Origin of the sequence: Xanthomonas sontii (assembly GCF_040529055.1) — a bacterium.
Taxonomy (GTDB): Bacteria; Pseudomonadota; Gammaproteobacteria; order Xanthomonadales; family Xanthomonadaceae; genus Xanthomonas_A; species Xanthomonas_A sontii.
Genome location: NZ_CP132342.1, coordinates 584,738 through 609,539, shown reverse-complemented (window position 1 = coordinate 609,539; position 24,802 = coordinate 584,738). Strand labels below are relative to the sequence as shown.

General features: G+C 69.6%; 26 protein-coding genes. 21 read left to right on the top strand and 5 right to left on the bottom strand.

Translation table 11 applies throughout. The annotated features are described in order from the left end of the window. Window positions 1-223: 223 nt before the first annotated feature. Window positions 224-589, top strand: a complete 366-nt coding sequence (locus RAB70_RS02715) for a 2OG-Fe(II) oxygenase (RefSeq protein ID WP_225851693.1) — start codon at window positions 224-226, stop codon at window positions 587-589. Between the two features lie 79 nt (window positions 590-668). Here the strand turns inward: RAB70_RS02715 and mntP are convergent, their stop codons facing one another. From mntP to acs, 3 genes are all read right to left on the bottom strand, one after another. After that, window positions 669-1,244 carry a manganese efflux pump MntP gene (mntP, locus tag RAB70_RS02710; RefSeq protein WP_017908356.1) on the bottom strand — a complete coding sequence of 192 codons (576 nt, stop codon included), beginning with the start codon at window positions 1,242-1,244 and terminating at the stop codon, window positions 669-671. 622 nt (window positions 1,245-1,866) lie between these two features. Then, the gene (locus tag RAB70_RS02705) at window positions 1,867-2,532 is read right to left on the bottom strand and encodes a response regulator transcription factor (protein ID WP_010342764.1); all 666 of its coding nucleotides are present in this window, start codon (window positions 2,530-2,532) and stop codon (window positions 1,867-1,869) included. Window positions 2,533-2,683: 151 nt separating this feature from the next. After that, the gene (acs, locus tag RAB70_RS02700; protein WP_148829619.1) at window positions 2,684-4,627 is read right to left on the bottom strand and encodes an acetate--CoA ligase; all 1,944 of its coding nucleotides are present in this window, start codon (window positions 4,625-4,627) and stop codon (window positions 2,684-2,686) included. A 215-nt stretch (window positions 4,628-4,842) separates the two neighbouring features. Between acs and RAB70_RS02695 the strand changes: the two genes are divergently transcribed. The 4 genes from RAB70_RS02695 (at window position 4,843) to yjjG (ending at window position 9,140) form a co-directional block, all read left to right on the top strand. After that, the gene (locus tag RAB70_RS02695; protein WP_148829618.1) at window positions 4,843-6,255 is read left to right on the top strand and encodes a DcaP family trimeric outer membrane transporter; all 1,413 of its coding nucleotides are present in this window, start codon (window positions 4,843-4,845) and stop codon (window positions 6,253-6,255) included. Window positions 6,256-6,287: 32 nt separating this feature from the next. Beyond that, complete coding sequence (locus RAB70_RS02690) at window positions 6,288-6,605, top strand: DUF485 domain-containing protein (protein ID WP_017908353.1); 318 nt, start codon at window positions 6,288-6,290, stop codon at window positions 6,603-6,605. After that, entirely contained in the window at window positions 6,602-8,332 is a 1,731-nt protein-coding gene (locus RAB70_RS02685) for a cation acetate symporter (RefSeq protein WP_017915353.1), read from the top strand. The genes RAB70_RS02690 and RAB70_RS02685 overlap by 4 nt, the downstream gene beginning before the upstream one ends. A 118-nt stretch (window positions 8,333-8,450) precedes the next feature. Then, the gene (gene yjjG, locus RAB70_RS02680; RefSeq protein WP_148829617.1) at window positions 8,451-9,140 is read left to right on the top strand and encodes a pyrimidine 5'-nucleotidase; all 690 of its coding nucleotides are present in this window, start codon (window positions 8,451-8,453) and stop codon (window positions 9,138-9,140) included. A gap of 326 nt (window positions 9,141-9,466) precedes the next feature. On the opposite strand, the gene RAB70_RS02675 is transcribed toward yjjG, so the two are convergent. Next, a complete protein-coding gene (locus RAB70_RS02675; RefSeq protein WP_148829423.1) occupies window positions 9,467-10,489 on the bottom strand; it encodes an IS5 family transposase in 1,023 nt (340 codons plus the stop codon). Between the two features lie 167 nt (window positions 10,490-10,656). Between RAB70_RS02675 and RAB70_RS02670 the strand changes: the two genes are divergently transcribed. The 6 genes from RAB70_RS02670 to RAB70_RS02645 all read left to right on the top strand — a co-directional run bounded on the left by RAB70_RS02670 (window position 10,657) and on the right by RAB70_RS02645 (window position 16,782). After that, the gene (locus RAB70_RS02670) at window positions 10,657-12,093 is read left to right on the top strand and encodes a coniferyl aldehyde dehydrogenase (protein ID WP_148828901.1); all 1,437 of its coding nucleotides are present in this window, start codon (window positions 10,657-10,659) and stop codon (window positions 12,091-12,093) included. Between the two features lie 479 nt (window positions 12,094-12,572). Beyond that, window positions 12,573-13,676, top strand: a complete 1,104-nt coding sequence (locus RAB70_RS02665; RefSeq protein ID WP_017915595.1) for a glycerophosphodiester phosphodiesterase family protein — start codon at window positions 12,573-12,575, stop codon at window positions 13,674-13,676. Window positions 13,677-13,769: 93 nt separating this feature from the next. Further along, window positions 13,770-14,654: a peptidylprolyl isomerase gene (locus RAB70_RS02660; protein WP_148828900.1), complete on the top strand. Its 885-nt coding sequence runs from the start codon at window positions 13,770-13,772 to the stop codon at window positions 14,652-14,654. Window positions 14,655-14,815: 161 nt separating this feature from the next. Continuing rightward, window positions 14,816-15,499, top strand: coding sequence for a hypothetical protein (locus RAB70_RS02655; RefSeq protein ID WP_148828899.1), 684 nt, complete (start codon window positions 14,816-14,818; stop codon window positions 15,497-15,499). A gap of 78 nt (window positions 15,500-15,577) precedes the next feature. Next, window positions 15,578-16,354 (top strand): exodeoxyribonuclease III, encoded by a 777-nt coding sequence (gene xth / locus RAB70_RS02650; protein WP_017915013.1) that lies wholly within the window; start codon window positions 15,578-15,580, stop codon window positions 16,352-16,354. Beyond that, window positions 16,351-16,782 carry a GFA family protein gene (locus RAB70_RS02645; protein ID WP_017911661.1) on the top strand — a complete coding sequence of 144 codons (432 nt, stop codon included), beginning with the start codon at window positions 16,351-16,353 and terminating at the stop codon, window positions 16,780-16,782. Before xth ends, RAB70_RS02645 begins: the two co-directional genes overlap by 4 nt. A gap of 64 nt (window positions 16,783-16,846) precedes the next feature. Here RAB70_RS02645 and RAB70_RS02640 read toward each other — a convergent pair whose 3' ends face one another. Continuing rightward, the gene (locus RAB70_RS02640; RefSeq protein WP_017908994.1) at window positions 16,847-17,098 is read right to left on the bottom strand and encodes a GlsB/YeaQ/YmgE family stress response membrane protein; all 252 of its coding nucleotides are present in this window, start codon (window positions 17,096-17,098) and stop codon (window positions 16,847-16,849) included. A gap of 141 nt (window positions 17,099-17,239) precedes the next feature. Between RAB70_RS02640 and RAB70_RS02635 the strand changes: the two genes are divergently transcribed. The 10 genes from RAB70_RS02635 (at window position 17,240) to RAB70_RS02590 (ending at window position 24,508) form a co-directional block, all read left to right on the top strand. Beyond that, window positions 17,240-17,866: a 4'-phosphopantetheinyl transferase superfamily protein gene (locus RAB70_RS02635; protein ID WP_148828898.1), complete on the top strand. Its 627-nt coding sequence runs from the start codon at window positions 17,240-17,242 to the stop codon at window positions 17,864-17,866. 44 nt (window positions 17,867-17,910) lie between these two features. Next, entirely contained in the window at window positions 17,911-18,552 is a 642-nt protein-coding gene (rsmG, locus tag RAB70_RS02630) for a 16S rRNA (guanine(527)-N(7))-methyltransferase RsmG (RefSeq protein WP_043093832.1), read from the top strand. Window positions 18,553-18,641: 89 nt separating this feature from the next. Then, window positions 18,642-19,439 (top strand): ParA family protein, encoded by a 798-nt coding sequence (locus tag RAB70_RS02625; protein ID WP_017913880.1) that lies wholly within the window; start codon window positions 18,642-18,644, stop codon window positions 19,437-19,439. After that, complete coding sequence (locus RAB70_RS02620; protein ID WP_017908742.1) at window positions 19,439-20,359, top strand: ParB/RepB/Spo0J family partition protein; 921 nt, start codon at window positions 19,439-19,441, stop codon at window positions 20,357-20,359. Before RAB70_RS02625 ends, RAB70_RS02620 begins: the two co-directional genes overlap by 1 nt. A 36-nt stretch (window positions 20,360-20,395) precedes the next feature. Next, complete coding sequence (locus RAB70_RS02615) at window positions 20,396-20,704, top strand: helix-hairpin-helix domain-containing protein (RefSeq protein ID WP_017917017.1); 309 nt, start codon at window positions 20,396-20,398, stop codon at window positions 20,702-20,704. Window positions 20,705-20,744: 40 nt separating this feature from the next. Next, window positions 20,745-21,470 carry a suppressor of fused domain protein gene (locus RAB70_RS02610; RefSeq protein WP_148828897.1) on the top strand — a complete coding sequence of 242 codons (726 nt, stop codon included), beginning with the start codon at window positions 20,745-20,747 and terminating at the stop codon, window positions 21,468-21,470. Window positions 21,471-21,528: 58 nt separating this feature from the next. Further along, a complete protein-coding gene (locus RAB70_RS02605) occupies window positions 21,529-22,494 on the top strand; it encodes an NAD-dependent epimerase/dehydratase family protein (protein ID WP_043093828.1) in 966 nt (321 codons plus the stop codon). A gap of 83 nt (window positions 22,495-22,577) precedes the next feature. After that, a complete protein-coding gene (locus tag RAB70_RS02600) occupies window positions 22,578-23,300 on the top strand; it encodes a glycosyltransferase family 2 protein (protein WP_010342743.1) in 723 nt (240 codons plus the stop codon). A 1-nt stretch (window position 23,301) separates the two neighbouring features. Further along, window positions 23,302-23,643 (top strand): lipid-A-disaccharide synthase N-terminal domain-containing protein, encoded by a 342-nt coding sequence (locus tag RAB70_RS02595; RefSeq protein WP_017913883.1) that lies wholly within the window; start codon window positions 23,302-23,304, stop codon window positions 23,641-23,643. Window positions 23,644-23,983: 340 nt separating this feature from the next. After that, window positions 23,984-24,508, top strand: a complete 525-nt coding sequence (locus tag RAB70_RS02590; RefSeq protein WP_225851634.1) for an REP-associated tyrosine transposase — start codon at window positions 23,984-23,986, stop codon at window positions 24,506-24,508. Window positions 24,509-24,802: the final 294 nt, after the last annotated feature.

Here is a 24,802-nt window from a genome sequence, read left to right as displayed (position 1 = left end):
GATGGGCATGAACCACACCGACCTGCGTCACTACGTCCGCGTCTACGACGCGGCGCTGTAGCCGGGCTTCTGCGCGCATCTGATCGCGCAATTCGAACAGACCTCCGCCCAGCACAACCGCAACGGTGCCGGCCAGCGCGCCGGGCTGGACGACGGCGCCTGGACCGAACTCAACATCAGCCGTCTTGCCGATCCCGCATTCCAGGGCTTCTTCATCGAGCAGGTGCGCGCGGCACTGGTCCGCTACAACGCCGATCTCGGGCTGACCGCTGAGGTGCCGTGGCGTCCGCGCTTGGCCGACCTGCGGATCAAGCGTTACCGCGCCGATGCCGGCGAACGCTTCCAGCAGCACTTCGACGCCTGCGATGCGGAGACCGGGCGTTACCTGGTGTTCCTGTGGTATCTCAACGACGTGGCCGAGGGCGGACACACCCGCTTCCTCGACCTGGACCTGGAGATCGCGCCGCGCGCCGGTCGCCTGCTGGTCTTCCCGCCGTACTGGATGTTCCTGCATGCCGGCCTGCCGCCGCGCAGCGGCGACAAGTACATCCTGTCCACCTATCTCGAAGTCACTGCCAAGCCGGCCTGACCCAAGGCGCCGGCAGTGCGGGACGGACACGCACCGTCGCCGCACATCCCCAATCCCGGTCGCACCAGCGCCCCGTCGATCAACCTGCACCATGCAGATGTTCGAACAGGATGGTGCTGCCGATCGCGATCAGCAGCGCGCCGCCGACGATCTCCGCGCGCTTGCCGGCGAGCGCGCCGAGCGCGCGGCCGAGCATGATGCCCAGGGTGACCATGGTCAGCGTGCACAGGCCGATGATCGCCGCGACCTCGACGATGTTCACGTCGAGGAAGGCCAGGCCGACGCCCACCGCCATCGCGTCGATGCTGGTGGCGAAGCCGGTGGCGGCCAGGTTCCAGAAGCCGTGGCGCTTGGGCGCGGCCTCCTCGGGCGTGTCGGACTCCGGCTTGAGGCCGGCGACGATCATGTGCACGCCCAGTGCGCCGAGCAGGCCGAAGGCGATCCAGTGATCGAAGGCGACCACGTACTTGGACGCGGCCTGGCCGAGCACCCAGCCCAGTGCCGGGGTCAGTGCCTCGATGCAGCCGAAGATCAGGCCGGCACGCAGTGCGTCGGCCCAGCGCGGGCGTTGCATCGCCGCGCCCTTGCCGACGGCGGCGGCGAAGGCGTCGGTCGACATCGCGATGCCGAGCAGGAGAATCGAAAGAAACGACATGGGGGACCGTACCGGGACAGGCGACAACGACGAGCGCGCGCGCCCGGCCTTCGCCTTGCGCACTCGCCGCTGGTCTCGCCAACCGAACTGGCTGCCCGTACCACGGCGCATCGGCCGAGTCTGTTGATACGGGCGCTGTCCGCGCAGGGCGGACAGCAGGCTACTCCCCAAGGGGACGCGCAGTCTAACAGCGCCCAACTGCGTCGAACATCCCTGGAACGCACGCGAACCTGCAGCTTATCTTGATAGCTGCGGCTATATCGGCGACGGCTCTGCGGCGGTACGGCAAATGCACTGGAGACGTGGAGGATGCTCGTCCTTGCACCCATACCGTCGCTTGCGATGGCGCTCAGCCGTAGAGCGTGAGGATGCGAATGTGCGCGCTCCTTCAGGACAGCGCCACGGATGTGTCCGCTGTTCCCCACATGCAGTTACCGATGCATCGCCGCTGCGTGGGGTGGCTTCCGCCGCGCCCAAGGCAGCGAATGGCGCTCAGCGTTCGGCGCGTCGGGACTGAAGTCCCTCCCACAAGGAGGCGCCCAGCGTGCCGCGTGCGCAAGGCCAACGTGCGCGCACGCGTCGCATCCGCACCGCTCGCGCCTTCGACAGGCGTTGCCGCGGCTCAGTCCTCTTCCGGCGGCAGCACGATGGCGTCGCTGTCGATGGCCAGCTTGCCGGCCAGCAGCACCGCCTGGGTGCGGTTGGTGACGCCGAGCTTGCGCAGGATCGCGGTGACGTGCGCCTTGATCGTGGCCTCGGACACGCCCAGGTCGTAGGCGATCTGCTTGTTGAGGCTGCCGGCACCGAGCATCTGCAGCACCCGGAACTGCTGCGGCGTCAGTTCGCGCAGGCGCTGCCCGACCTCGCGTTCGGCGCGGTCGGTGGGCGGCACGTTGTGCGCTTCCGGCGGCGCCCAGTGCTCGCCGTCCAGCACCGTGCCCAGGGCCAGGCCGATGGTGTCCGAGTCGGCCGACTTGGGGATGAAGCCGAACGCGCCGTGGTCCAGCGCGCGCCGCATCACCGTCGGCTCCTCGCGCGCGGACACCACCACCACCGGCAACTGCGGGTGCAGCGCGCGCATGTGCACCAGCGCGCTGAAGCCCTGCGCGCCGGGCATGTTGAGATCCATCAGCAGCAGATCGGCATCGGCATGGCGATCGGCCAGCGCGTACAACGCCTCGACGCTGTCGGCCTCGTACAACTGCACCCCGGGCATCACCCGCTGCACCGCCCCACGCAGCGCCTCGCGGAACAGGGGATGGTCGTCGGCGATCAGCAGGGTGGGCATTTGGAAGGCCGGGAGTGGGGAAACGGGAATGGGGAATGGGAACGGCAAGAGCAGCGCATCGGGTGCCTAAGATCTCGAAGCGACCGGGGAATGGCTCTCCCCATTCCCCATTCTCGATTCCCCATTCCCGACGCGCGTAGCGCGTAGCGCGTCAGCGCGTGAGCCGTTCGTTCACCAACGAATCCACCACCGACGGATCGGCCAGGGTCGAGGTGTCGCCGAGCTGGTCGGGGGCGTTCTCGGCGATCTTGCGCAGGATGCGGCGCATGATCTTGCCCGAGCGGGTCTTGGGCAGGCCGGGCGCCCACTGCAGGTGGTCGGGGGCGGCGATCGGGCCGATCTCCTTGCGTACCCAGGCCACCAGTTCCTTGTGCAGGGCCTCGCTCGGCTGCTCCTCGGCGACCAGGGTCACGTAGGCATAGATGCCCTGGCCCTTGATGTCGTGCGGGAAGCCGACCACCGCCGCTTCGGCGACCTTGGGGTGGGAAACCAGCGCGCTCTCCACTTCGGCGGTGCCGATGCGGTGGCCGGAGACGTTGATGACGTCGTCGACGCGGCCGGTGATCCAGTAGTAGCCGTCGGCATCGCGGCGGCAGCCGTCGCCGGTGAAGTAGCTGCCCGGGTAGGTGCGGAAATAGGTGTCGATGAAGCGCTGGTGGTCGCCATAGACGGTGCGCATCTGCCCCGGCCAGGAATCGCGCAGCACCAGGTTGCCTTCGGTGGCGCCTTCCAGGATCTCGCCGTCGGCGCTGACCAGCGCCGGCTGCACGCCGAAGAACGGCAGCGTCGCCGAGCCGGGCTTGAGGTTGATGGCGCCGGCCAGCGGGGTGATCAGGATGCCGCCGGTCTCGGTCTGCCACCAGGTGTCCACGATCGGGCAGCGGCCGTCGCCGACCACATCAAAGTACCAGCGCCAGGCCTCGGGATTGATCGGCTCGCCGACGCTGCCGAGCAGGCGCAGGCTCTTGCGCGAGGTCTTCTTCACCGGCGCCTCGCCCTCGCGCATCAGCGCGCGGATCGCGGTCGGGGCGGTGTAGAAGATCGTCACCTGGTGCTTGTCGATGACTTCCCAGAAGCGCGACACGCTCGGGTAGTTGGGCACGCCTTCGAACATCAGCGCGGTGGCGCCGTTGGCCAGCGGCCCGTAGACGATGTAGCTGTGGCCGGTGACCCAGCCCACGTCGGCGGTGCACCAGTAGATGTCGTCCTCGCGCAGGTCGAACACGGTCTCGTGCGTGTAGGCCGCGTACAGCAGGTAGCCGGCGGTGGTATGCAGCACGCCCTTGGGCTTGCCGGTGGAGCCGGAGGTATAGAGGATGAACAGCGGATCCTCGGCGTTCATGCGCTCGGGCTCGCATTCGGCCGGCTGGCTGTCGACCACGTCGTGGAACCAGCGGTCGCGCGGGGCCTGCATGTCCACCGCGCCGCCGGTGTGGCGCACCACCAGCACGGTCTCCACGCTGGTGGTGCCCGGCAGCTTCAGCGCCGCGTCCACGTTGGCCTTGAGCGGGATCTTCTTGCCGCCGCGCAGGCCTTCGTCGGCGGTGATGATCAGCTTGCTGCCGCAGTCGATCACCCGGTCGGCGATCGAGTTGGGCGCGAAGCCGCCGAACACCACCGAGTGGATCGCGCCGATGCGCGCGCAGGCCAGCATCGCCACCGCCGCGTCGGGGATCATCGGCAGGTAGATGGTGACGCGGTCGCCCTTGCGCACGCCCAGCGCGCGCAGCGCGTTGCCGAGCCGGCACACGCGCTCGTAAAGCTCGCGATAGGTGACGCGGTAGGACGGCGCGTCCGGGCTGTCCGGCTCGAACAGCAGCGCGGTCTTGTCGCCGCGGGTGGCCAGCTGCCGGTCCAGGCAGTTGACGCTGGCGTTGAGTTCGCCGTCGTCGAACCAGCGGATATGGAAGTCGTCCAGGGCGAAGCTGACGTCCTTGATCCGGGTCGGCTTCTTGAACCAGTCCAGGCGCTCGGCCACCTTGCCCCAGAACGCCTCCGGCTGTTCCACCGATTCCTTGTACTGGGTCTGGTACTGGGTCTTGTCGACCCGCGCACGGGCGGCGAACTGCGGATCGACGGGATAGAGATCGGCCATGGTTCCCTCTGCAATGAACGGGGCGCCGCATGCGGCGGCGCGTCAACGCGCAGTGTGCCGCATCCGGCGTTAAGCGCACACGCGCCGGGTCTTAGACGATGGTCGTAACTCAGCCGACGTTCGACTAATGGCCAATAGGCGCGGCCGGTGCGGTCGCGCACGCTGGGCTACGGCCGTGCGCATGCGTGCGGCCATCCATTATTCGGGAGGGAGTAATGAGCAACCGCATCGCATCCCTGGCGCGTCGCCCGTTGGCGGCGGCGCTGTTGGTGGCCCTGGTCGCGCCCGGCGCGGCCTTCGCCCAAGGCAAACCCTCGGCGCGCGAACAGGCGCTGGAGACCCGCGTGGCCGAACTGGAACGGCAGGTGCAGCAACTGCTGTCGGCGCAGCAACAGCAGCAGGGGCAGATCGCGCAGACCCAGACCGAGGTCGCCGCGGTCCGCTCGACCCAGGCCACGCCGCCACCGCCACCCCCGGCGCCGCCGGCCGGCAAGGCGCCGATCCAGGTCACCACCATTACCCCGGGGGCCACCCCCGGCACCACCTTCAAGGTCGGCGGCTTCATCAAGGCCGACTTCCTGGCCACCCGCACCGGCGACGGCCAGCTCGCCGACGACGCCACCGGCCGCGCGCTGTACCTGCCCGGGCAGACCCCGGTGGGCGGGGCCAAGTCCGGCACCGACTACAACGCGCATGCCAAGTTCTCGCGGATCAACTTCGGCGTGGACAGCGTCACCGAAGGCGGCAACAAGGCCGGCGCGCTGGTGGAACTGGACTTTTTCGGCAACGCGCTGGGCACCCAGACCGCCACCAACACCTACGGCGCCACCCTGCGCCACGCCTACATGTACTGGAACCACTGGCTGGCCGGCCAGACCTGGTCCAACTTCATGGATCCGGCGGCGCTGCCGGAAGCGGCCGACTTCATCGGCCCCACCGACGGCGTGGTGTTCGTGCGCCAGGCGCAGCTGCGCTACACCAACGGCGGCTTCAGCATCGCCCTGGAGAATCCGGAAACCACGCTGTACACGCGCAGCGTGGCCGGCGTGGTCAGCACCGCCAGCTCCGACCGCGGCGCGCTGCCGGACCTGACCGTGCGCTACGGCTGGAAGGGCGACTGGGGCAGCTTCGGCGTCGCCGGCGTGGTCGGCCAGCAGAAGGTCGACAATCGCGCCACCGGCGCCGATGCCAGCAAGGCCTCCGGCGGTTTGACCCTGGGCGGCAAGTGGGTGGCCAGCGACAGCGACAGCCTGTTCTACCAGCTCACCGGCGGCGAAGGCATCGGCCGCTACATCGGCCTGGGCATCGCCCAGAACGCGGTGTACGACGCCGCCGACCGCGACCTGGACACGGTCGGGGTGGTCGCCGGCTACGTCGGCTGGCGCCACGCGTTCTCGCCCAAGCTGCGTACCAACCTGATCTACGCGCGCAGCGACTACGACAACGACACCGCGCGCACCGGCCTGGCCGTGACCAAAAGCGTGCAGAGCATCCGCGGCAACGTCTTCTACTCGCCGTTGCCCAAGGTCGATATCGGCGCCGAGCTGATGTACGGCAAGCGCGAGATCGAAAGCGGCGCCAAGGGCGACATCACCCGCCTGCAGTTCACCACCAAGTACAGCTTCTGATCCGCGCCGCGGCCACTTACCGGAGCCATCTCATGAGCCTCTCCAACGACGCGCTGATCGCCAAGATCGACGCCAATCCGAAGTACCACGCGCTCAAGCGCCAGCGCAACGCGCTGGGCTGGACGCTGACCATCCTGATGTTGCTGGCCTACTTCGGCTTCATCGGCCTGATCGCCTTCGACAAGGCCTTCCTGGCCCAGCCAATGGGCAGCGGCGTCACCACCATCGGCATCCCGATCGCGATCGGGGTGATGGTCTTCACCATCGCCATCACCGCGATCTACGTGCGTCGCGCCAACACCGTGTACGACCAGCTGACCGCCGACATCCTCGAGGACGCCCGCCAATGAGCAAGCACCTGCGCTTCCTTCTGCTGCTGCTGGCCGCGCTGCTGCCGGCCGGCGCGGCCCTGGCCGCCGGCGGCGATGTCGGCCAGACCGACAAGCAGCCGACCAACTGGGTGGCGATCGGCATGTTCGCCTTCTTCGTCGCCGGCACGCTGTGGATCACCAAGTGGGCGGCGAAGAAGACCCGCTCGGCGTCGGACTTCTACACCGCCGGCGGCGGCATCACCGGCTTCCAGAACGGCCTGGCGATCGCCGGCGACTACATGTCGGCGGCCTCGTTCCTGGGCATCACCGCGGCGGTGATGACCAATGGCTACGACGGCCTGATCTACGCCATCGGCTTCCTGGTCGGCTGGCCGATCCTGACCTTCCTGATGGCCGAGCGCCTGCGCAACCTCGGCAAGTACACCTTCGCCGACGTGGCCGGCTACCGCTTCGCACCGACCGCGATCCGCAGCTTCGCCGCCTCCGGCACGCTGGTGGTGGTGCTGTTCTACCTGATCGCGCAAATGGTCGGCGCCGGCGCGCTGATCAAGCTGCTGTTCGGCCTGGACTACTGGGTGGCGGTGAGCCTGGTCGGCGTGCTGATGATGGTCTACGTGCTGTTCGGCGGCATGACCGCCACCACCTGGGTGCAGATCATCAAGGCGGTACTGCTGCTGACCGGCGTGACCTTCATGGCCGTGGCGATCATGTGGCACTTCAACTTCAGCTTCGAGGCGCTGTTCGCCGAGGGCGTACGGGTGAAGACCGCGGTGGCGGCCAACGGCGGCGCCTCGCCGGAAGAGGCGGCCACTGCCGGCCTGTCGATCATGGGCCCGGGCGGCTTCGTCAAGGATCCGATCTCGGCGATCTCCTTCGGCATGGCGCTGATGTTCGGCACCGCCGGCCTGCCGCACATCCTGATGCGCTTCTTCACCGTCCCCGACGCCAAGCAGGCGCGCAAGTCGGTGCTGTGGGCCACCACCTGGATCGGCTACTTCTACATCCTGATCTTCATCATCGGCTTCGGCGCCATCGCCCTGGTGTTGACCAACCCGCAGTTCGCCGACGTCGCCACCGGCACCATCCACGGCGGCAAGGGCGCGGCCAACATGGCGGCGGTGCTGGTCGGCAACGCGGTGGGCGGCAACGTGTTCATGGGCTTCATCTCCGCGGTGGCCTTCGCCACCATCCTGGCGGTGGTCGCCGGCCTGACCCTGTCCGGCGCCTCGGCGGTGTCCCACGACCTGTACGCCACGGTGATCAAGAAGGGCAATCCCGCCCCGGGCTCGGAGCTGAAGGTGTCGCGCGTCACCACCATCGCACTGGGCGTGATCGCGGTGCTGCTCGGCATCGTGTTCGAGAAGCAGAACGTGGCCTTCATGGTGTCGCTGGCCTTCGCCATCGCCGCCTCGGCCAACTTCCCGGTGCTGATCCTGTCGTTGCTGTGGAAGAACTGCACCACCCGCGGTGCGGTGATCGGCGGTTTCCTGGGCCTGATCTCCTCGCTGGTGCTGACGGTGCTGTCGCCGTCGGTGTGGGTGGATACGCTGGGCAACCCGACCGGTTCGGCGCCGTTCCCGTACACCTCGCCGGCGCTGTTCTCGGTCACCATCGGCTTCGTCGGCATCTGGCTGTTCTCGGTGCTGGACCGCAGCGCGCAGGCCGGCAAGGAACGCGCCGCGTTCAAGGCGCAGCAGATCCGCGCCGAGACCGGACTGGGCGCCTCGCGCGGGTCGGGCCACTGAGCGCGCGCGCCTAGCAGGACGCGGCCAACGCCGCACGCGACGCCGGCCCTTGTGCCGGCGTCGTCGTGTCTGCGGGCAGCGGCTACCATGGCGGGCCCTTGCCGCACCGGTCGCCTGCATGCGCTATCGCTGGATCCTGTTCGACGCCGACGACACCTTGTTCCACTTCGACGCCTTCGCCGGCCTGCGGCGCATGTTCGCCGGCTATGGCGTGCAGTTCGGCGAAGCCGAGTTCGCCGAGTACACGGCGTGCAACCGGCCGCTGTGGGTGCAGTACCAGAACGGCGCGATCACCGCGCTGCAATTGCAGCAGCGCCGTTTCGCCGACTGGGCGCAGCGCCTGCAGACCGCGCCGGAGACCTTGAACACGGCGTTCCTGGCGGCGATGGCCGAGCTGTGTGCGCCGCTGGACGGAGCGGTGGACCTGCTCGACGCCTTGCGTGGGCGCGCGCGCCTGGGCCTGGTCACCAACGGCTTCGGCGCGCTGCAGAACGCGCGCCTGCAGCGTACCGGGCTGCACGACCGCTTCGAAGTCATCGCCATTTCCGAGGTGGTGGGCGTGGCCAAGCCGCACCCGGGGATCTTCGCGCACGCGCTGGCGCAACTCGGCGACCCCCCGCCGGCGCAGGTGCTGATGGTCGGCGACAACCCGCAGGCGGACATCGCCGGCGGCCTGGCCGCGGGCCTGCACACCTGTTGGTTCAATGCGCACGGCGCCGCCGCGCCGGAGGGCATCGTGCCGCACCACCAGGTCGCCTCGCTGGCGCAATTGCAGGCATGGTTGCTGGAAGAGCCGGCGGCGCTGTAGCACATCTGCTCGCGTGCCTGGCGCCATCGGGTCGGGACTGAAGTCCCTCCCACAGCTGGAAACTTCAGTTCGCGGCGATGCCGGCGCGCCCCTTGTGGGAGGGACTTCAGTCCCGACCCCGGAAGGGTGGGGGTTGCCGGTCCCGAGACGGGATGCCGCATCATCTCGCCCGGTCGCTGCTGCTCTCTTGTGGGAGGGACTTCAGGGCACCTCGAACAACCTGCCACGACCTGGAGCCAGGGGTAGCATCTGTCGCAACGGCACCAGAGCGGCGCCTGATCGTGGTGGTTGGGAGGCTGAGGTGGCCGCTGGGCTACCTCAGCCGATCACGCTGGCGCCATGGCCCGCTCCTGTAGCCGTGCCAGCCGCATCACGTTATGGCTGGCGACCTTCAGCCCGATCACCACCTTTGCCCGCGCCAAGCCGATGCAGCGTACGAACTTGCCGCCTTGTTGGGCCAAGCGCGCAAACGGGTGCTCGCCGAACACCCGATCCTTGGCAATTCGACGGTTCCGGCGCTTTGCTGCCTCGCTCAAGGGCTTGCGCGCATGCCCTTGATGTTGGATCGCGGGGCGGTAACCACGCCTTTTCAGGTCTGCTTCCCGCGCTGCATCGGCATACCCGCTATCGGCCCATACCGTGCGGCCGGTGTTGTCCGGGTCCAGCACCTGCTCGAAGTGACGGCTGTCGTGCACGTTGGCCGCGCTCACGTCGTAGCGGCGGATGAAGCCCCAGCGACGGTCCGTGCTGGCGTGCAGCTTGTAGCCGTAGAACGCCACCCCATGCTTCCTGGTCCAACGTGCCTGCATATCCTTCTGCGCACGCTTGGCATCGCTCCAGTCCTGGCCGACGTCATCGCCCTGCTTGATCTGCGCGTTCTCTTCGCGCGTGTTGCGCTGGATCGGAGCGCTGACGATGCTGGCGTCGATGATCTGACCGCCGCGGGCAATGAACCCGGCACGTTGCAATTGCTCACCGATCGCCGCGCTGATGTCGCCCATCAGATCCTTGGTCTTGAGCCGTTCGCGCCACACCCAGATCGTCTTGGCGTCGGGCACCTTGCCGCTGTGTTCCAGTCCGAGGAATTGCTGGAAGCTGCGCCGATCCAGCACCTGGTACTCCAGCGCATCGTCGGAGAGGTTGTACAACTGCTGCAACAGCAGCAGCTTGATCATCACCTGCGTCGGCCAAGCCGGACGGCCACCGCGCTTGCCAGTACCCAAGGACAGCTTCGCGTCTACGACGTGAGCAATCCCGGCAAAGTCGATATGCCGTGACAGCAGAGCCAGAGGATCGCCGATCTGCTGCCGCTTGGCTTCGCGTTCGTGGCCGGCAAACAGGCTGATCATCGTGGCGTCCTCGGCGTGTTCTCCAGACCAATGATGCCAAAGGCGGGGTTTTTAGAGGTGCCCTTCAGTCCCGACGCGACCGACTGTCGGATCCGAGATCGCGGCGGCATGCTGCCCATCCACATGGGCAAGCACGACAGTCGCAACCGCCGTCGTATAGTGCGCCCATGCCGATCTCCGACGCCGACGCCGCTTCCGCCGACACGCCACTGGCCGCCTTGCCAGTCACCCTGCAGCGCCTGCGCGCGGCCTGGCAGGCGGCCAAGCCGGAGCGGGCGCAGCGCCGCGAGGACTTGCTGCGGCTGCGCGCGGCGTTGAAGCGGCGTTTGCCGGAGATGGCCGATGCCATCGCCGCCGATTTCGGCCACCGCTCGCGCCACGAATCGCTGATCGCCGACGGCATGACCGTGCTCGGCGAGATCGATCACCTGCTGCGCCATCTGAAGCGCTGGATGCGCCCGCAGCGGGTCGGCGCCGGCTGGCGGCTGTGGCCGGCGCGTGCGGAAGTGCGGCCGGTGCCGGTCGGCGTGGTCGGGGTGATCGCGCCGTGGAACTACCCGGTCAACCTGGCGCTGATCCCGCTGGCCACCGCCATCGCCGCCGGCAACCACGTCTACCTGAAACCCTCCGAGCACACCCCGCGCAGCGCGCAGTTCCTGCAGTCGCTGCTGGCCGAGGTGTTCCCGCCGCAGCGGGTGGCGGTGGCGCTGGGCGGTGCCGAGGTGGCGTCCGCCTTCGCCGCGCTGCCGCTGGACCACCTGGTGTTCACCGGCTCCACCGCGGTCGGGCGCAAGGTGATGGCCGCCGCCGCCCCCAACCTGACCCCGCTGACCCTGGAACTGGGCGGCAAGTCGCCGGCCATCGTCTGCGCCGACTACCCGCTGGACCAGGCCGCCGCGCGCCTGGCCACCGGCAAGTGGTTCAACGCCGGGCAGACCTGCATCGCCCCGGACTACGTGCTGATCGACGCCGGCCGCGAGGCGGCGCTGGTACAGGCGCTGCGTGCGCAGGTGCTGGCGCGCTACGGCGATTTCGCCAGCGCCGAGGATTACACCCGCATCGTCAACGAGGGTCAGTACCGGCGCCTGCGCGGCTACCTGGACGATGCCCGCGCGCGCGGCCTGGAGGTCATCGAACTGGCCACGGTGTCGCGCGAACGCGCCGAGCGCGAGCGGCTGATCGTGCCCACGCTGGTGCTGCAGCCGGGCGACGACGCGCTGCTGATGCAGGAGGAGATCTTCGGCCCGATCCTGCCGGTGCGCAGCTACCGCTCCCTGGACGCGGCCATCGCCGAGATCAACAGCCGCGACCGGCCGCTGGCGCTGTATCCCTTCAGCCATGACCGCGCGCGGATCGAGACGATCCTGCACGCCACCATCGCCGGCGGGGTCACCGTCAACGACAGCCTGCTGCATTTCGCCGCCAACGCGCTGCCCTTCGGCGGCATCGGCCCCAGCGGCATGGGCGCCTACCACGGCCGCGCCGGCTTCGACGCCTTCAGCAAGGCGCTGCCGATCCTGTGGCAGTCGCGCCGCGCCGGCAGCGACCTGCTGAAGCCGCCGTACGCGCGGATCGCGCGCATGCTCTCGTTCCTGGTGCGGTGAGCGGGGCATAGCCGACGTCCAGATGCGGGTGCATGGCGTGGCGATAGGGCGCCTGCGTGCAGGCGCGGCTTCAGCCGCGAAGAAGCATTACCGGTAGAGCGTCGCGGCTGAAGCCGCTCCTGCAAGGCCTGCCTCGGCCGCGACCGGCGAAGCCTCCGATGTGGCGCCACGCCCCGTGGCCTCGCACGCGTGGTCCACGCCTGGGCCGTGTCCGCAGCCCCGTCACCGGGAAGCAGTGCGACTCAGACTGCAGCAAATCGCGGCGTAGTCCACAGTCCAGCACGGGGTCGCAGCCCGGAAATAAATAATTCACAGTAAGTTATTAGGTTCTCGCCCGACGCCGCCGCCGATCACGGCGGCTCAGGCTCCTGCGCGAGACGTCCGCGTGGAGCGCAACACACGAGATGCCGCCATGCGTCGACCTGACCGGCGCTCGTCCCCCGTGTCTCCCCCTTTCCTTCAGAACCGGACGCAGCCCAATGAAGATCGCATTCGTTCCCTCGCCCCTGGCGCGCGCCTGTCGCGTGCTCGCCGCCCTGACGGTCCTGGCCGTCGTGCCGCAGCTGGCCATGGCCAACTGCAACGACACCGTCGGCACCAAGATGAGCAACATCCTGTTCGGCGACAGCAGCGGCGACACCGTCGTGCTGGCCCACCGCGGTCTGTGGGGCAAGTACGGCAACTTCCCCGACATGCCGGAAAACTCGCGCGGTTCGCTGCAGCTCGCCAACGACCAGTGCATGGACGGCGTGGAACTGGACATCAAGATGACCAGCGACGGCGTGCCGGTGGTGCTGCACGACTGGAACCTCGGCCGCACCACCAACGTGTGGACCAGCCGTGCCGGCGAAACCAAGTACGACCCGATGAGCAACCAGGGCTACAACCCGTCGATCACCGTGACCCCGTGGTCGGTGGTCAGCGGCCTGTTCCTGCTGACCCCCGACCGCCGTACCACCACCGGCTACCACGTGCCGCGCGTGGATGACCTGTTCTCCTACTTCAAGGCGCATGGCCTGAAGACGCCCATCGTGTTCGACATCAAGGACGCCGCCTCGGTGCGTGCGGTGTCGCGCGCGGCCGACGCCGCGTTCTCGGTGGGTGCGTCCAACTTCGTCGCCGCCAAGGTCAATGCCACCCTGTATCCGAGCCGCTCGGCGTTCCGCGCCGACACCACCAGCATGGTCGGCATTCCGGTGTTCACCACCAACATGCTGACCAAGATCAATGTCGACAACGCCATATCGGCCTGGAGCGATACCAAGGAGGCGATGGAGATCAACGTCAAGCAGCTCGGTGGCCTGCTGCAGGGCCAGGCCGACCGCGTGCGCGAGCGCGGCGTGCGCGTGGGCGTGTTCCAGGCGATTCCGGACAGCCCGCTGGCCGGGAAGTTCTACCAGAACAGCGGCGCCTGCTGCTATCAGCTGTCGGACCTGTACTTCTCCTACTCCGGCGGCCGCGACACCGCCGACAACCGGGGCGATCTCAACTTCATCGTCAACCAGGAGGCATTCAGCCTGATCACCACCGACGACCCGAAGGCGGCGATCGCGTACCTGAAGGCACGCGGCAAGCACGACTGAGTCCTTGCATGTCCTGGCGGCCGGCCTGCGGTCGGCCGCCTTTTGCGGCTGCGGCGCTTCTGCGTCGCGCGCCGCCCTCTCCTGGAGAAGCGCATGTCCCTGTCTTTCGCCAAATCCGCCGTGGCTAGGTCCATCACCTTGGCCGCCTGCGCGCTGGCCGCGTTCGCCGCCCTGGCCGCGCCGGCCGCCGAGCCCGCCACCGCCGACCCGGTGGTACTGCGCGTCGGCGCGCAGCAGTTCACCGCCAGCGAGTACCGCGCCCTGGCCGGCGACGCCACGCGCGGCGCTGCCGGCATCGACGACGACTCGGTGGTGCGTCGCTTCGCCGACCGCGCCATCCTGCTCGACCAGGCCCGGCAACAGCATCTGCAGGACGACCCGGTGGTGGCCGCGCGCCTGCGCCGCGCCGCCGACGCGATCCTGGCCGAGGCCGCGCAGGCACGGCTCAGCGCCGGCGCGCACATCGACGAGGCGATGCTGCGCCGGCAGTTCGCCGCGCATCCGGACGACTACACCGAATACCACCTGCGCCATCTGTTCGTCGCGCTGCATCCGCAGGGCGGGCCGCGCAGCGGGCACACCCTGACCGAGGCGCAGGCTCTGCAGCGCGCCGAAGCGCTCAAGCGCCAGCTCGACGGCGGCGCCGATTTCGCCACGCTGGCGATGCGCGAGTCCGACGACGCCGCCACCGCCGGCGAGGGCGGACAGCTGTCGCCGACCTTCGGCCGTTACCTGGCCGACGCCTTCGACGCGCCGATCCGCCAGCTCGCGGTGGAGCAGGTCTCCGCGCCAGTGCGCGGCCCCGACGGCTACCACCTGATCCGGCTCGATGCGAAGACCGCGGCGCGCTTCGACGCGGTGCGCGGGCAGATCGACCTGCAACTGCGCGAGCAGGCGGCGGCCGACGCCATGCAGCGGCTGCGCCAGGCGCAGCCGATGGCGTTCGACCGCGACGCCTACGCGGCCGCGGCGCGCTGAGCATGGCGGCGATGCGGCGCCCGCTGTGTTGGTTCGCCGGCGCGGTGGTCGTGGGAATGGTCGCGCTCGCGGCGAAGCTGATGCCGCCGACGACTGGGCCCGCCGCAGCCGCGAACACGGCGCAGTCAACGACGCTACCGCGCTCGGCAGCACCGTCGCTTTTGGCGATGTCCGCGGCCACGCCACCCGATGCGGCGCTGGCTGCAGGCACCAGCGAGGCGCAGCGTCTGACCGCCACCGCGCTGTTGGCGCTGGATTGCCGGCAACGCGCGCAAGCGCCGCTGTCCCGCCCGGCGGTGCTGCCGGGCGCAGACGCCGAGGACGCCGCGGCCGCCGCGGCACGCCGGGCGGCCGAACGGCAACGTCTCGCGGCCTGTCGCGGCGTCGCCGGGCTCGATGCCGCGCAGATCGAGGCGATGCTGCGCAGTGCGGCCGCGCGCGGCGATGCCGATGCGCAACGCCAGTTGCTGGCGCAGCGCGTGGCGCAGTTGGTCGCGCGCGCCGGCAGCGTCGACGCGGAAGGGCAACGCGCTCCGCTGTCGGCCGCCGACGAGCGCGATGCCGAGGACGTGGTGACGCAACTGGAAGACCGCGCGCTGCACGGCGACCGCACGTCGATCGACGCATTGGCGCAACTGCTGCGCGCGCCCTGGCTGGCGGTGGCCGATCCGCCGTACGCCGCGGCCTGGCAACTGGCCGCGCGGCAGGCGCCGGAGCGGCCGTTCCCGCCGCCGGAACAGGCGCTCGGTGCCGAGGAACTGCTCGACGGCTTGAACGAGGCGCAGCGCCAGCAGGCGCTGAGCCTGGCGCCGGCGCTGTTCGCGCAGTGCTGCGCGCGGCGCTGAACGGGCTGGTGCCCGCGGTTTGGCCGCCGCGGCGGCTGCGGTCAGAATAGCGGCCGGCTTCCCCGTCCCGGATTTCCCTTGAAGATCGCCAGCTGGAACGTCAACTCGCTCAACGTGCGCCTGCCGCACCTGCAACAGTGGCTGGCCGCGTTCGCGCCGGACGTGGTCGGGATCCAGGAGACCAAGCTGGAGGACCACAAGTTTCCCGACACGGCGCTGGCCGAGGCCGGCTACCGCAGCGTGTTCGCCGGGCAGAAGACCTACAACGGCGTGGCGATCCTCTCGCGCCTGCCGATCGGCGACGTGCAGATCGGCGTGCCGGGCCTGGAGGACGAGCAGAAGCGCGCCATCGCCGCCACCATCGGCGACCTGCGCATCGTCAATCTGTACGTGGTCAACGGCCAGGACGTGGGCACCGACAAGTACGCCTACAAGCTGCGCTGGCTGGAGGCGGTGCACGCCTGGCTGGCCGACGAGCTGCAGCGGCATCCGCGGCTGGTGGTGCTGGGCGACTTCAACATCGCCCCGGACGCGCGCGACGTGCACGACCCGCTGGTGTGGAGCGACAACCACATCCTCACCTCCACCGCCGAGCGCGGCGCCCTGCACAAGCTGCTCGGCCTGGGCCTGCATGACGGCTTCCGCCTGCACCATGCCGACGGCGGCATCTTCAGCTGGTGGGACTACCGCCAGGCCGGCTTCCGCCGCGACCTGGGGCTGCGCATCGACCTGACCCTGGTGTCCGAGGCGCTGAAGGCGCGCACCCGCGGTGCCGGCATCGACCGCGAACCGCGCAGCTGGGACCGCCCCAGCGATCACGCGCCGGCCTGGGTCGAGCTGGAGCCGGCGGCATGAGCGAGCGCCACGTGCGCCGCTGCATCGACAAGGTCGGCGATACCGCGATCGCGCCGCTGCACCGGCTCAGCTGCCACTGCGGTGCGGTGCAGATCGACCTGGAGCTGCCGCAGGGCATCGTCGACCCGCGCCGCTGCAACTGCTCGCTGTGCCGGCGCCGCGGCGCCATCGTCGCCTCGGTGCCGCTGGCGGCCCTGCATGTCCGCCAGGGCGAGCAGGCGCTGCGCCTGTACCAGTTCCACACGCATACCGCGCAGCATTATTTCTGCGGCACCTGCGGGATCTACACGCATCATCGGCGCCGCTCCGATCCCAGCCTGTACGGCTACAACGTCGGCTGCCTGGAGGGCGTGGACCCGTATGCGCTGGCCATCGCGGTGCCGGTCGAGGACGGCGTGCGCCATCCGGCCGACCGCGCTGCGCCGTGAGCGCGGCCGCAAACGCAAAACGCCCGGCGAACCGGGCGTTTGCGCAAGCGGCGAGGGCGCTGTGTCAGCGCGCGCGGCCGCGGGTGAACAGGTTGACGATCGCCAGCAGGATGATGGCGCCGATCAACGAGTACAGGAACGTCCACAGGGTGATCGCCTGGTTGATGCCGCCGCCGAACAGCCAGCCGGCGATCAGCGCGCCGACGATGCCGACCACGATGTTCAGGATGATGCCCTGCTGTGCGTCACGGCGCATGATGATGCTGGCCAGCCAGCCCACGATGCCGCCGACGATCAACCAGATGATGATGCCCATGCGTCAGACTCCTCGGTTCGGCCCGCACCAGGAGCGGTGGGGTGCGCGTCATTTAAGGAGCGCCGCCGTGAAGCGGCCGTATAGCGTCGGCCCCGCCGCGCAGCGGCCATTGCGCTTTGTGGGTGCGGCGTGAGCGCGCCGATGTTGCCCGTGGCCGACGGCGCCGAGCCGCCGGACTGGCGCCTCGGCCCGGTGGCGCTGTGGCTGCGCCCGCATCCGCCGCGGACCTCCGGCGAGGCGCAGGCGCGGCGACTGCTGGCCGGCGAACTGGCGGTGCCGGCGGCGCAATTGCCGCTGCGCCGCGACGCCCGCGGCCGGCCCGGCCTGCATGCACCGCTGGCGCACGTGGACACCGGTTGGAGCCACAGCGGCGACTACCTGCTGGTGGCGGTGGCCGCGCACGCGCGGCTGGGGGTGGACATCGAGCGCCAGCGGCCGCGGCCGCGCCTGCTGGAACTGGCGCAGCGCTTCTTCCACCCGGACGAGGTCGCACTGCTGGCCGCGCTGGCGGCGCCGGCGCGCGAGGCGCTGTTCTTCCGCCTGTGGTGCGCCAAGGAAGCGCTGCTCAAGGCGCATGGCCACGGCATCGCCTTCGGCCTGCACCGGCTGCGCTTCGCCGAGGACGCCGGCGGCGCGCTGCGCCTGGTCTGGTGCGACCCGGGCCTGGGCACGGCTGAGGCCTGGCACCTGCACGAATGGGAGGCCGCGCCCGGCTACCGGGCGGCGCTGGCCTGGTGCGCGGACGCGCCGGTCGAGGCCACGCCTTAGCGCAGCGCGCTTCGGGCAGCGGCGCCACCTGCGATAATCCACCGATGACCGATGCCTCTCTTCCCGATTCCGTCCGCGTCGCGCTCGAACAGGGCCTGCACGCGCAAGGCCTGGACGCGGCCGCGCTGGCGCCGCCGCTGCTGGCCTACCTGGCGCTGCTGACGCGCTGGAACCGTACCTACAACCTGACCGCGATCCGCGACCCGCACGAGATGGTGACCCGCCATCTGCTGGATTCGCTGGCGATGCAGCCGTTCGCCCAGGAGGGCGCGCTGGCCGACCTGGGCACCGGCCCGGGGCTGCCCGGCATCCCGCTGGCGATCGCGCGGCCGCAGCTGCGGGTGACCCTGGTCGAAAGCAACGGCAAGAAGGCGCGGTTCCTGCGCGAGGCGGTGCGCCAGCTGCGCCTGGACAACGCGCGCGTGGCCGAGTCGCGTGCCGAGGCGCTGGACGAGGCCGGCGCCTACGACCTGCTGACTGCGCGCGCGCTGGACACCCTGGCCGGCATCGTCGCCGTCGGCGGCCACCTGCTGCGCCCGGGCGGGCGCCTGCTGGCGATGAAGGGCGTGCGCCCGGACGAGGAGATCGCCGCGCTGCCGCCGGGTTGGGTGGCGCCGACGGTGCACCCGCTGCAGGTCCCCGGCCTGGGCGCCGACCGCCACCTGGTGGTGGTCGAGCGCGGTTGAGCGGCGGCCGCGGCCGGCCCCGATTTCCGCCAGGGGGGGCTGTGACCGCATAATGCCCGGTCCCACCCCATCGCCGACGAGGCTCCCGCATGGCCCGCATCATCGCCATCGCCAACCAGAAGGGCGGCGTCGGCAAGACCACCACCGCGGTCAACCTGGCCGCGTCGCTGGCGCGGCAGTCGCAGCGCGTGCTGCTGGTGGACCTGGACTCGCAGGGCAATGCGACGATGGGCAGCGGCATCGACAAGCGCGAGCTGGCCGCCTCCACCTGCGACGTGCTGCTCGGCGAGAGCAGCGCCGAACAGATCCGGGTGACCGCGCCGGAAGGCTTCGACCTGCTGCCGGGCAATATCGATCTCACCGCCGCCGAGATCCAGCTGATGGACCAGCCGGCGCGCGAGCAGCGGCTGAAGACCGCATTGGCGCCGCTGCGCGAGGCCTACGACTTCATCCTGATCGACTGCCCGCCGGCGCTGTCGCTGCTGACCCTGAACGCGCTGACCGCCGCCGACTCGGTGATCGTGCCGATGCAGTGCGAGTACTACGCGCTGGAAGGGCTGACCGCGCTGCTGGAGACCATCGAGGCGCTGCGCGCCGAGCTGAACCCGGCGCTGGAGATCGAAGGCGTGCTGCGCACCATGTTCGACGTGCGCAACAACCTGGCCAACGCGGTATCGGCGGAACTGACCAACCACTTCGGCGACAAGGTGTTCCGCACCATCGTGCCGCGCAACGTGCGCCTGGCCGAGGCGCCCAGCCATGGCCAGAGCATCGTCGGCTACGACCGCACCTCGCGCGGCGGCGTCGCCTACCTGGGACTGGCCGGCGAGATCGTGCGCCGCCGCAACGAACGCAATCGGCCGATGCCGGCCATGGAGACCATCTGATGAGCGCCAAGCCCCCCGCCCTCGGAGCGAAGAAGCGCGGCCTCGGCCGTGGCCTGGAAGCGCTGCTGGGGCCGAAGGGCGCGGCCGCGCCGGCGCCGACCGCCGAGCTGCAGCCGGGCGAGAGCCTGCGCCGCCTGCCGGTCGGGCAGCTGCAGCCGGGCAAGTACCAGCCGCGCCAGGAGATGGACGAGGCCAAGCTGCAGGAGCTGGCCGAGTCGATCAAGGCGCAGGGCGTGATCCAGCCGATCGTCGCCCGCGAATTGGCGCCGGGCAGTTTCGAGATCGTCGCCGGCGAACGCCGCTGGCGCGCCTCGCAGCTGGCCGGCCTCAGCGAGGTGCCGGTGGTGGTGCGCGAGCTGGACGATCGCACCGTCATCGCCATGGCGCTGATCGAGAACATCCAGCGCGAGGATCTCAACCCGCTGGAAGAGGCGCAGGCGCTGCAGCGGCTGATCGACGAGTTCTCGCTGACCCATGCCGAGGCCGCCGAGGCGGTGGGCCGCTCGCGCGCGTCGGTGTCCAACCTGCTGCGCCTGCTGGAACTGCCGCCGGCGATCCGCGCGCTGCTGGAAGCGCGGCGCCTGGAGATGGGCCATGCGCGCGCGCTGCTGACGCTGTCGCCGGAGCTGGCCAGTCGCCTGGCCTCCGATGCCGCCGACCAGGGCTGGTCGGTGCGCGAGGTCGAGCACCGTGCGCAGCAGTTCGCCGCCGGCAAGGTGCCGAGCAATCGCAAGGCCAAGCCGGCGCGCACCGCGCCGCAGGCCGACATCGCCTCGCTGGAAACCGAGCTGTCCGAGTCGCTGGGCACCAAGGTGTCCATCGCCCATGGCCGCGGCGGCAAGGGCAAGCTGGTGATCCACTACACCGACCTGGACACGCTGGACGGCGTGCTCGAGAAACTGCGCCCGCGGCAGGCCTGAGCGCCGCCGCCCGCGTCCGCCAGGACCGTCCCCGCCATGCATCCCAGCAAGGTCGACCGTCACCACCTGCTGCGCCTGACCGACCTGCCCAACGTCGGGCCGGCCTGCGAGAAGGACCTGCGCCTGATCGGCATCCGCGTGCCGGCGCATCTGCAGGGCCGCGATCCCTACGACATGTACGCACAGCTGTGTCTGCGCACCGGGGTGATGCACGACCACTGCGTGATCGACGTGTTCCTGTCGATCGTGCGCTTCATGCAGGGCGAGACGCCGCGCCCGTGGTGGGAATTCAGCAAGGAGCGCAAGGCGGCGCTGGCCAAGGACGCGCCGCTGACCCTGCGCTGAGGCCGCGCGCCGCGGCGCTGGCCAGCAACCGGAGCATTGCATGAGCAACGAGGACACGCAGATCAGCCCGGGCGGCAGCCCGATCCTGCACCACCGCGAGGAAAAACCGTTCGCTCTGGCGAGCGGCGAGTCCTGCCTGGAGCAGATCGGCGCGCACATCGAACGCCACCTGGGGCCGGTCGCCGGCGTGCTGCACGAGATCATCTCCGACACCGTGCATCTGGATGTGCATGTGGTGCCCGCCACCGACGAGGTGCCGTATCTGCGGCTGGTCACCTCGGGGATGAGCGACCTGCCGATGGCCGTGCCCGAGGGCGTGGGGGCACCGCGCTTCATGGAGCTGATGCTGACCCTGCCGCCCGACTGGCCGATCGAGTACGAAGATTTCCAGGATGAGCGCCATTACTGGCCGCTGCGCCTGCTCAAGACCCTGGCGCGGCTGCCGCACAAGTACGATACCTGGCTGGGCTTCGGCCACACCGTGCCCAACGGTCACCCGGCCGAACCGTACGCGCCCGGCGTCGGCTTCGACGGGGCGATCGTGCTGCCGCCGGTGAGCACGCCCGAGGCGTTTGGGGAACTGGTCGTCGATGCCGACAAGACCATCGTGTTCATGACCCTGGTGCCGCTGTATCCGGAAGAAATGGCGCTCAAGCTGAAGAAGGGCGCCGAGGCGCTGATGGACCGCTTCGACGCCAAGGGCCTGCAGGACGTGATCGATCCCGCCCGGCCCAATGTCGCCCGCAAGCGCTTCGGGCTGTTCTGACCTGCCGTTCCGATCCACACACCGCGCACGCTGTTCCACGCTTTCCAGGACTTTCGCCATGCCCATCCTCGTCACCGGCGCCGCCGGCTTCATCGGTGCCCACACCGTCCGTGCGCTGCGCGCCGCCGGGCAACTGGTGGTGGGCCTGGACAACTACAACGACTACTACGACCCGCAGCTCAAGCGCGACCGCGTCGCCGCGCTGTGCGCGAACGCGGACATCCGCACCCTGGACCTGACCGACCGCGACGGCCTGGCCGCGCTGTTCGACGAGGTGCAGCCGACCCGCGTGGTGCACCTGGCCGCGCAGGCCGGGGTGCGCTATTCGCTGCAGAACCCCTATGCCTACGTCGACAGCAACCTGGTCGGCTTCGTCAACATGCTGGAGCTGTGCCGGCACCGCGGCGTGGAGCATCTGGTCTATGCCTCCAGCAGCTCGGTGTACGGCGATTCGGCGACGCCGCCGTTCTCCGAGGACCAGCGCATCGACCAGCCGCGCTCGCTGTACGCGGCGACCAAGGCCGCCAACGAGCTGATGGCCCATACCTACGCGCAGCTGTACGGCCTGCGCGCCACCGGGCTGCGCTTCTTCACCGTGTACGGCCCCTGGGGCCGTCCGGACATGGCGCCGCTGCTGTTCAGCCGCGCGGTGCTGGCCGGGCGCCCGATCGAGGTGTTCAACCACGGCCGCATGCGCCGCGACTTCACCTTCGTCGCCGACATCGTCGCCGGCGTGCTCGGCGCGCTCGATCACCCCTCCAGCGAGCCGGTGCCGCATCGCGTGTTCAACCTCGGCAATCACACTCCGGTGGAACTGGAGCGCTTCATCGCGGTGATCGAGGACGCCGCCGGGCGCAGCGCCGAGAAACAGTATCGGCCGATGCAGCCGGGCGACATGATCGAGACGATGGCCGATACTGCGCGGGCCCAGGCCGCGTTCGGCTTCGATCCGAGCACCCCGATCGAGGTCGGCCTGCCGCAGGTGGTGGCTTGGTGCCGGGAGTATTTCGGCGCCGCCGCCTGACGCTTCATGCGCGGATCCATTGGTCCGCGGCACAATGCCCCGCTTTTCCCCCACGCGCCCCCGCGCCCAGCCCTGCCGAATCCATGAGCCAGCTTTCCCTTTCCGTCGTCGTCCCGGTGTTCAACGAGCGCGACAACGTGCCGCCGCTGGTCGCCGAGATCGTCGCCGCGCTGCGCGGCACGATCGATTTCGAGATCGTCTATGTCGACGACCATTCGCGCGACGACACCCTGGCGGTGCTCGAAGGGCTGAAGGCGTCCACGCCGGAGCTGCGCGTGCTGCACCATGTCAGCCAGAGCGGGCAGAGCACCGCGGTGCGCAACGGCGTCAAGGCCGCGCGCGGGCTGTGGATCGCCACCCTGGACGGCGACGGCCAGAACGATCCGGCCGACATCCCCAAGCTGCTGGCCGCGCGCCAGGCAGCCGAGCCGCTGGTCAAGCTGTTCGCCGGCTGGCGGGTGTCGCGGCAGGATTCGGGCAGCAAGCGCTGGGCGTCCAAGTGGGCCAACGCGATTCGCGCGCGCATGCTGCGCGACGACACCCCGGACACCGGCTGCGGCATCAAGCTGTTCGAGCGCGAGGCATTCCTGGACCTGCCGTACTTCGACCACATGCACCGCTACCTGCCCGCGCTGATGCAGCGCGCCGGCTGGCAGACCCTGAGCGTGCCGGTCAATCACCGCCACCGCACCTCGGGCGTGTCCAAGTACAACAACCTCAACCGCGCCCTGGTCGGCATCCGCGACCTGCGCGGCGTGGCCTGGCTGATCGCGCGCAGCCGCCGCACCGCGGTGCAGGAGCGCTGAGATGGACGCGCATTTCCTCAACGAACCGATCCAGGCGCTGTACTGGACCGGGCTGCACGTTACCGGCTGGAAGCTGATCGGCTACGTCGGCGCGCTGATGTTCGGCGGCCGCTGGCTGGTGCAGTTCGTCGCCTCCAAGCGCGCCGGCAAGCCGGTGATCCCGCGTCTGTTCTGGTACATGAGCGTGGTCGGCAGCCTGATGACGCTGAGCTACTTCATGTTCTCGGCCAAGCAGGACTCGGTGGGTGTGCTGCAGAACCTGTTCCCCGCCTTCACCGCCTTCTACAGCCTGTACCTGGACATCAAGCACCGCGGCTGGCACCGCGACCGCGCGACGCATTGAGCGCGGTGCCGCTGCGCGCGATTGCAGGCGGCGCATGATCGCAGGCGGCGCGTAACACTCCCCGATCGCGACCCGCCACTGTGGGAGGGACTTCAGTCCCGACGCGGGCATCTTCCACACCTCAGTGGTTCTACCGTCATTGCCGCCGATGACGCCAAGGCTCCACATGTGGGAGGGACTTCAGTCCCGACGCGTGAATCTTCCAGGTCTCGGTAGTGCCGCCCTCAGCTTCACACAGCAGCGAGCACCGGCTTTCTGACGCCAAGCCTGTGAGTTTCCCCACGCCTGTACCGGTCGATCCCCGATGGTCCCGCATGATCCGCCCTGCAACCCTGGCGTCATGCACAGCAGAATTCCCCGAGGTTACCGCGCGCTGCGTGCCGGGCGCTGGAGCGAGACCGGACGCATCTATCTGGTCACCACAGTGACCTGGCAGCGCCAGCGCCTGTTCGAGGACTGGCGCTGCGCATGGGCAGCCGCGTCCTGCCTGGGCCATGCCGATACCTGGGCCGGCGCGCAGCTTCTGTGCTGGGTGCTGATGCCCGATCACTGGCATGGGCTGGTCATGCTCGAGCGCGGCGCTGCTCTGCCAACCGTCGTGCGCGATGCCAAGGGCCGCGCCGCCAGGGCGGCCAATCATGCGCGGGGCCGCGGCGGCGCCGTGTGGATGGAGGGGTTTCATGATCGTGCACTGCGCGACGCGCGGCAGTTGCTGCCGGCAGCGCGCTACCTCGTCGCCACCCCGTTGCGCGCCGGTCTGGTGCGCCGCGTCGGCGACTACCCGTACTGGGATGCGGTTTGGCTGTGCCCGGCCGCCACCGCGCCGTGCGCGGCATCTTGCTCGGGTGCAGGTGCGACGGCGTGATGCCGCGCAGACCGACGGTGAGGATTGCGGTCGCATGGTCGATGTCGGCACCAGCAGGCCTGCGACCGCTGCAATGGCTGCAGTTGCTGCTGGATGCTGTCGCAGGCGGAGCGACCGCGCGTCGGGACTGAAGTCCCTCCCACAATGGGAAGCCATCCTGCGCAGCGGCAGCGGCAGCGGCAGCCAACCAGAGCTACAGCTATAGCTAGGCCAGCGATGCAGTTCCTGAGTTGCAGCCCGGTACAACCGCTGCGAGGTGCGTTTCCGTTCCCTGCATCGCCCCACACAGGACTT

Excerpts from the sequence above, each read along its gene's own strand:
- mntP (WP_017908356.1), bottom strand. The coding sequence starts at position 1,244 with ATGTCGTTTCTTTCGATTCTCCTGCTCGGCATCGCGATGTCGACCGAC.
- RAB70_RS02705 (WP_010342764.1), bottom strand. The coding sequence starts at position 2,532 with ATGCCCACCCTGCTGATCGCCGACGACCATCCCCTGTTCCGCGAGGCG.
- acs (WP_148829619.1), bottom strand. The coding sequence starts at position 4,627 with ATGGCCGATCTCTATCCCGTCGATCCGCAGTTCGCCGCCCGTGCGCGG.
- RAB70_RS02695 (WP_148829618.1), top strand. The coding sequence starts at position 4,843 with ATGAGCAACCGCATCGCATCCCTGGCGCGTCGCCCGTTGGCGGCGGCG.
- RAB70_RS02690 (WP_017908353.1), top strand. The coding sequence starts at position 6,288 with ATGAGCCTCTCCAACGACGCGCTGATCGCCAAGATCGACGCCAATCCG.
- RAB70_RS02685 (WP_017915353.1), top strand. The coding sequence starts at position 6,602 with ATGAGCAAGCACCTGCGCTTCCTTCTGCTGCTGCTGGCCGCGCTGCTG.
- yjjG (WP_148829617.1), top strand. The coding sequence starts at position 8,451 with ATGCGCTATCGCTGGATCCTGTTCGACGCCGACGACACCTTGTTCCAC.
- RAB70_RS02675 (WP_148829423.1), bottom strand. The coding sequence starts at position 10,489 with ATGATCAGCCTGTTTGCCGGCCACGAACGCGAAGCCAAGCGGCAGCAG.
- RAB70_RS02670 (WP_148828901.1), top strand. The coding sequence starts at position 10,657 with ATGCCGATCTCCGACGCCGACGCCGCTTCCGCCGACACGCCACTGGCC.
- RAB70_RS02665 (WP_017915595.1), top strand. The coding sequence starts at position 12,573 with ATGAAGATCGCATTCGTTCCCTCGCCCCTGGCGCGCGCCTGTCGCGTG.
- RAB70_RS02660 (WP_148828900.1), top strand. The coding sequence starts at position 13,770 with ATGTCCCTGTCTTTCGCCAAATCCGCCGTGGCTAGGTCCATCACCTTG.
- RAB70_RS02645 (WP_017911661.1), top strand. The coding sequence starts at position 16,351 with ATGAGCGAGCGCCACGTGCGCCGCTGCATCGACAAGGTCGGCGATACC.
- RAB70_RS02640 (WP_017908994.1), bottom strand. The coding sequence starts at position 17,098 with ATGGGCATCATCATCTGGTTGATCGTCGGCGGCATCGTGGGCTGGCTG.
- RAB70_RS02635 (WP_148828898.1), top strand. The coding sequence starts at position 17,240 with ATGTTGCCCGTGGCCGACGGCGCCGAGCCGCCGGACTGGCGCCTCGGC.
- rsmG (WP_043093832.1), top strand. The coding sequence starts at position 17,911 with ATGACCGATGCCTCTCTTCCCGATTCCGTCCGCGTCGCGCTCGAACAG.
- RAB70_RS02625 (WP_017913880.1), top strand. The coding sequence starts at position 18,642 with ATGGCCCGCATCATCGCCATCGCCAACCAGAAGGGCGGCGTCGGCAAG.
- RAB70_RS02620 (WP_017908742.1), top strand. The coding sequence starts at position 19,439 with ATGAGCGCCAAGCCCCCCGCCCTCGGAGCGAAGAAGCGCGGCCTCGGC.
- RAB70_RS02615 (WP_017917017.1), top strand. The coding sequence starts at position 20,396 with ATGCATCCCAGCAAGGTCGACCGTCACCACCTGCTGCGCCTGACCGAC.
- RAB70_RS02610 (WP_148828897.1), top strand. The coding sequence starts at position 20,745 with ATGAGCAACGAGGACACGCAGATCAGCCCGGGCGGCAGCCCGATCCTG.
- RAB70_RS02605 (WP_043093828.1), top strand. The coding sequence starts at position 21,529 with ATGCCCATCCTCGTCACCGGCGCCGCCGGCTTCATCGGTGCCCACACC.
- RAB70_RS02600 (WP_010342743.1), top strand. The coding sequence starts at position 22,578 with ATGAGCCAGCTTTCCCTTTCCGTCGTCGTCCCGGTGTTCAACGAGCGC.
- RAB70_RS02595 (WP_017913883.1), top strand. The coding sequence starts at position 23,302 with ATGGACGCGCATTTCCTCAACGAACCGATCCAGGCGCTGTACTGGACC.
- RAB70_RS02590 (WP_225851634.1), top strand. The coding sequence starts at position 23,984 with ATGCACAGCAGAATTCCCCGAGGTTACCGCGCGCTGCGTGCCGGGCGC.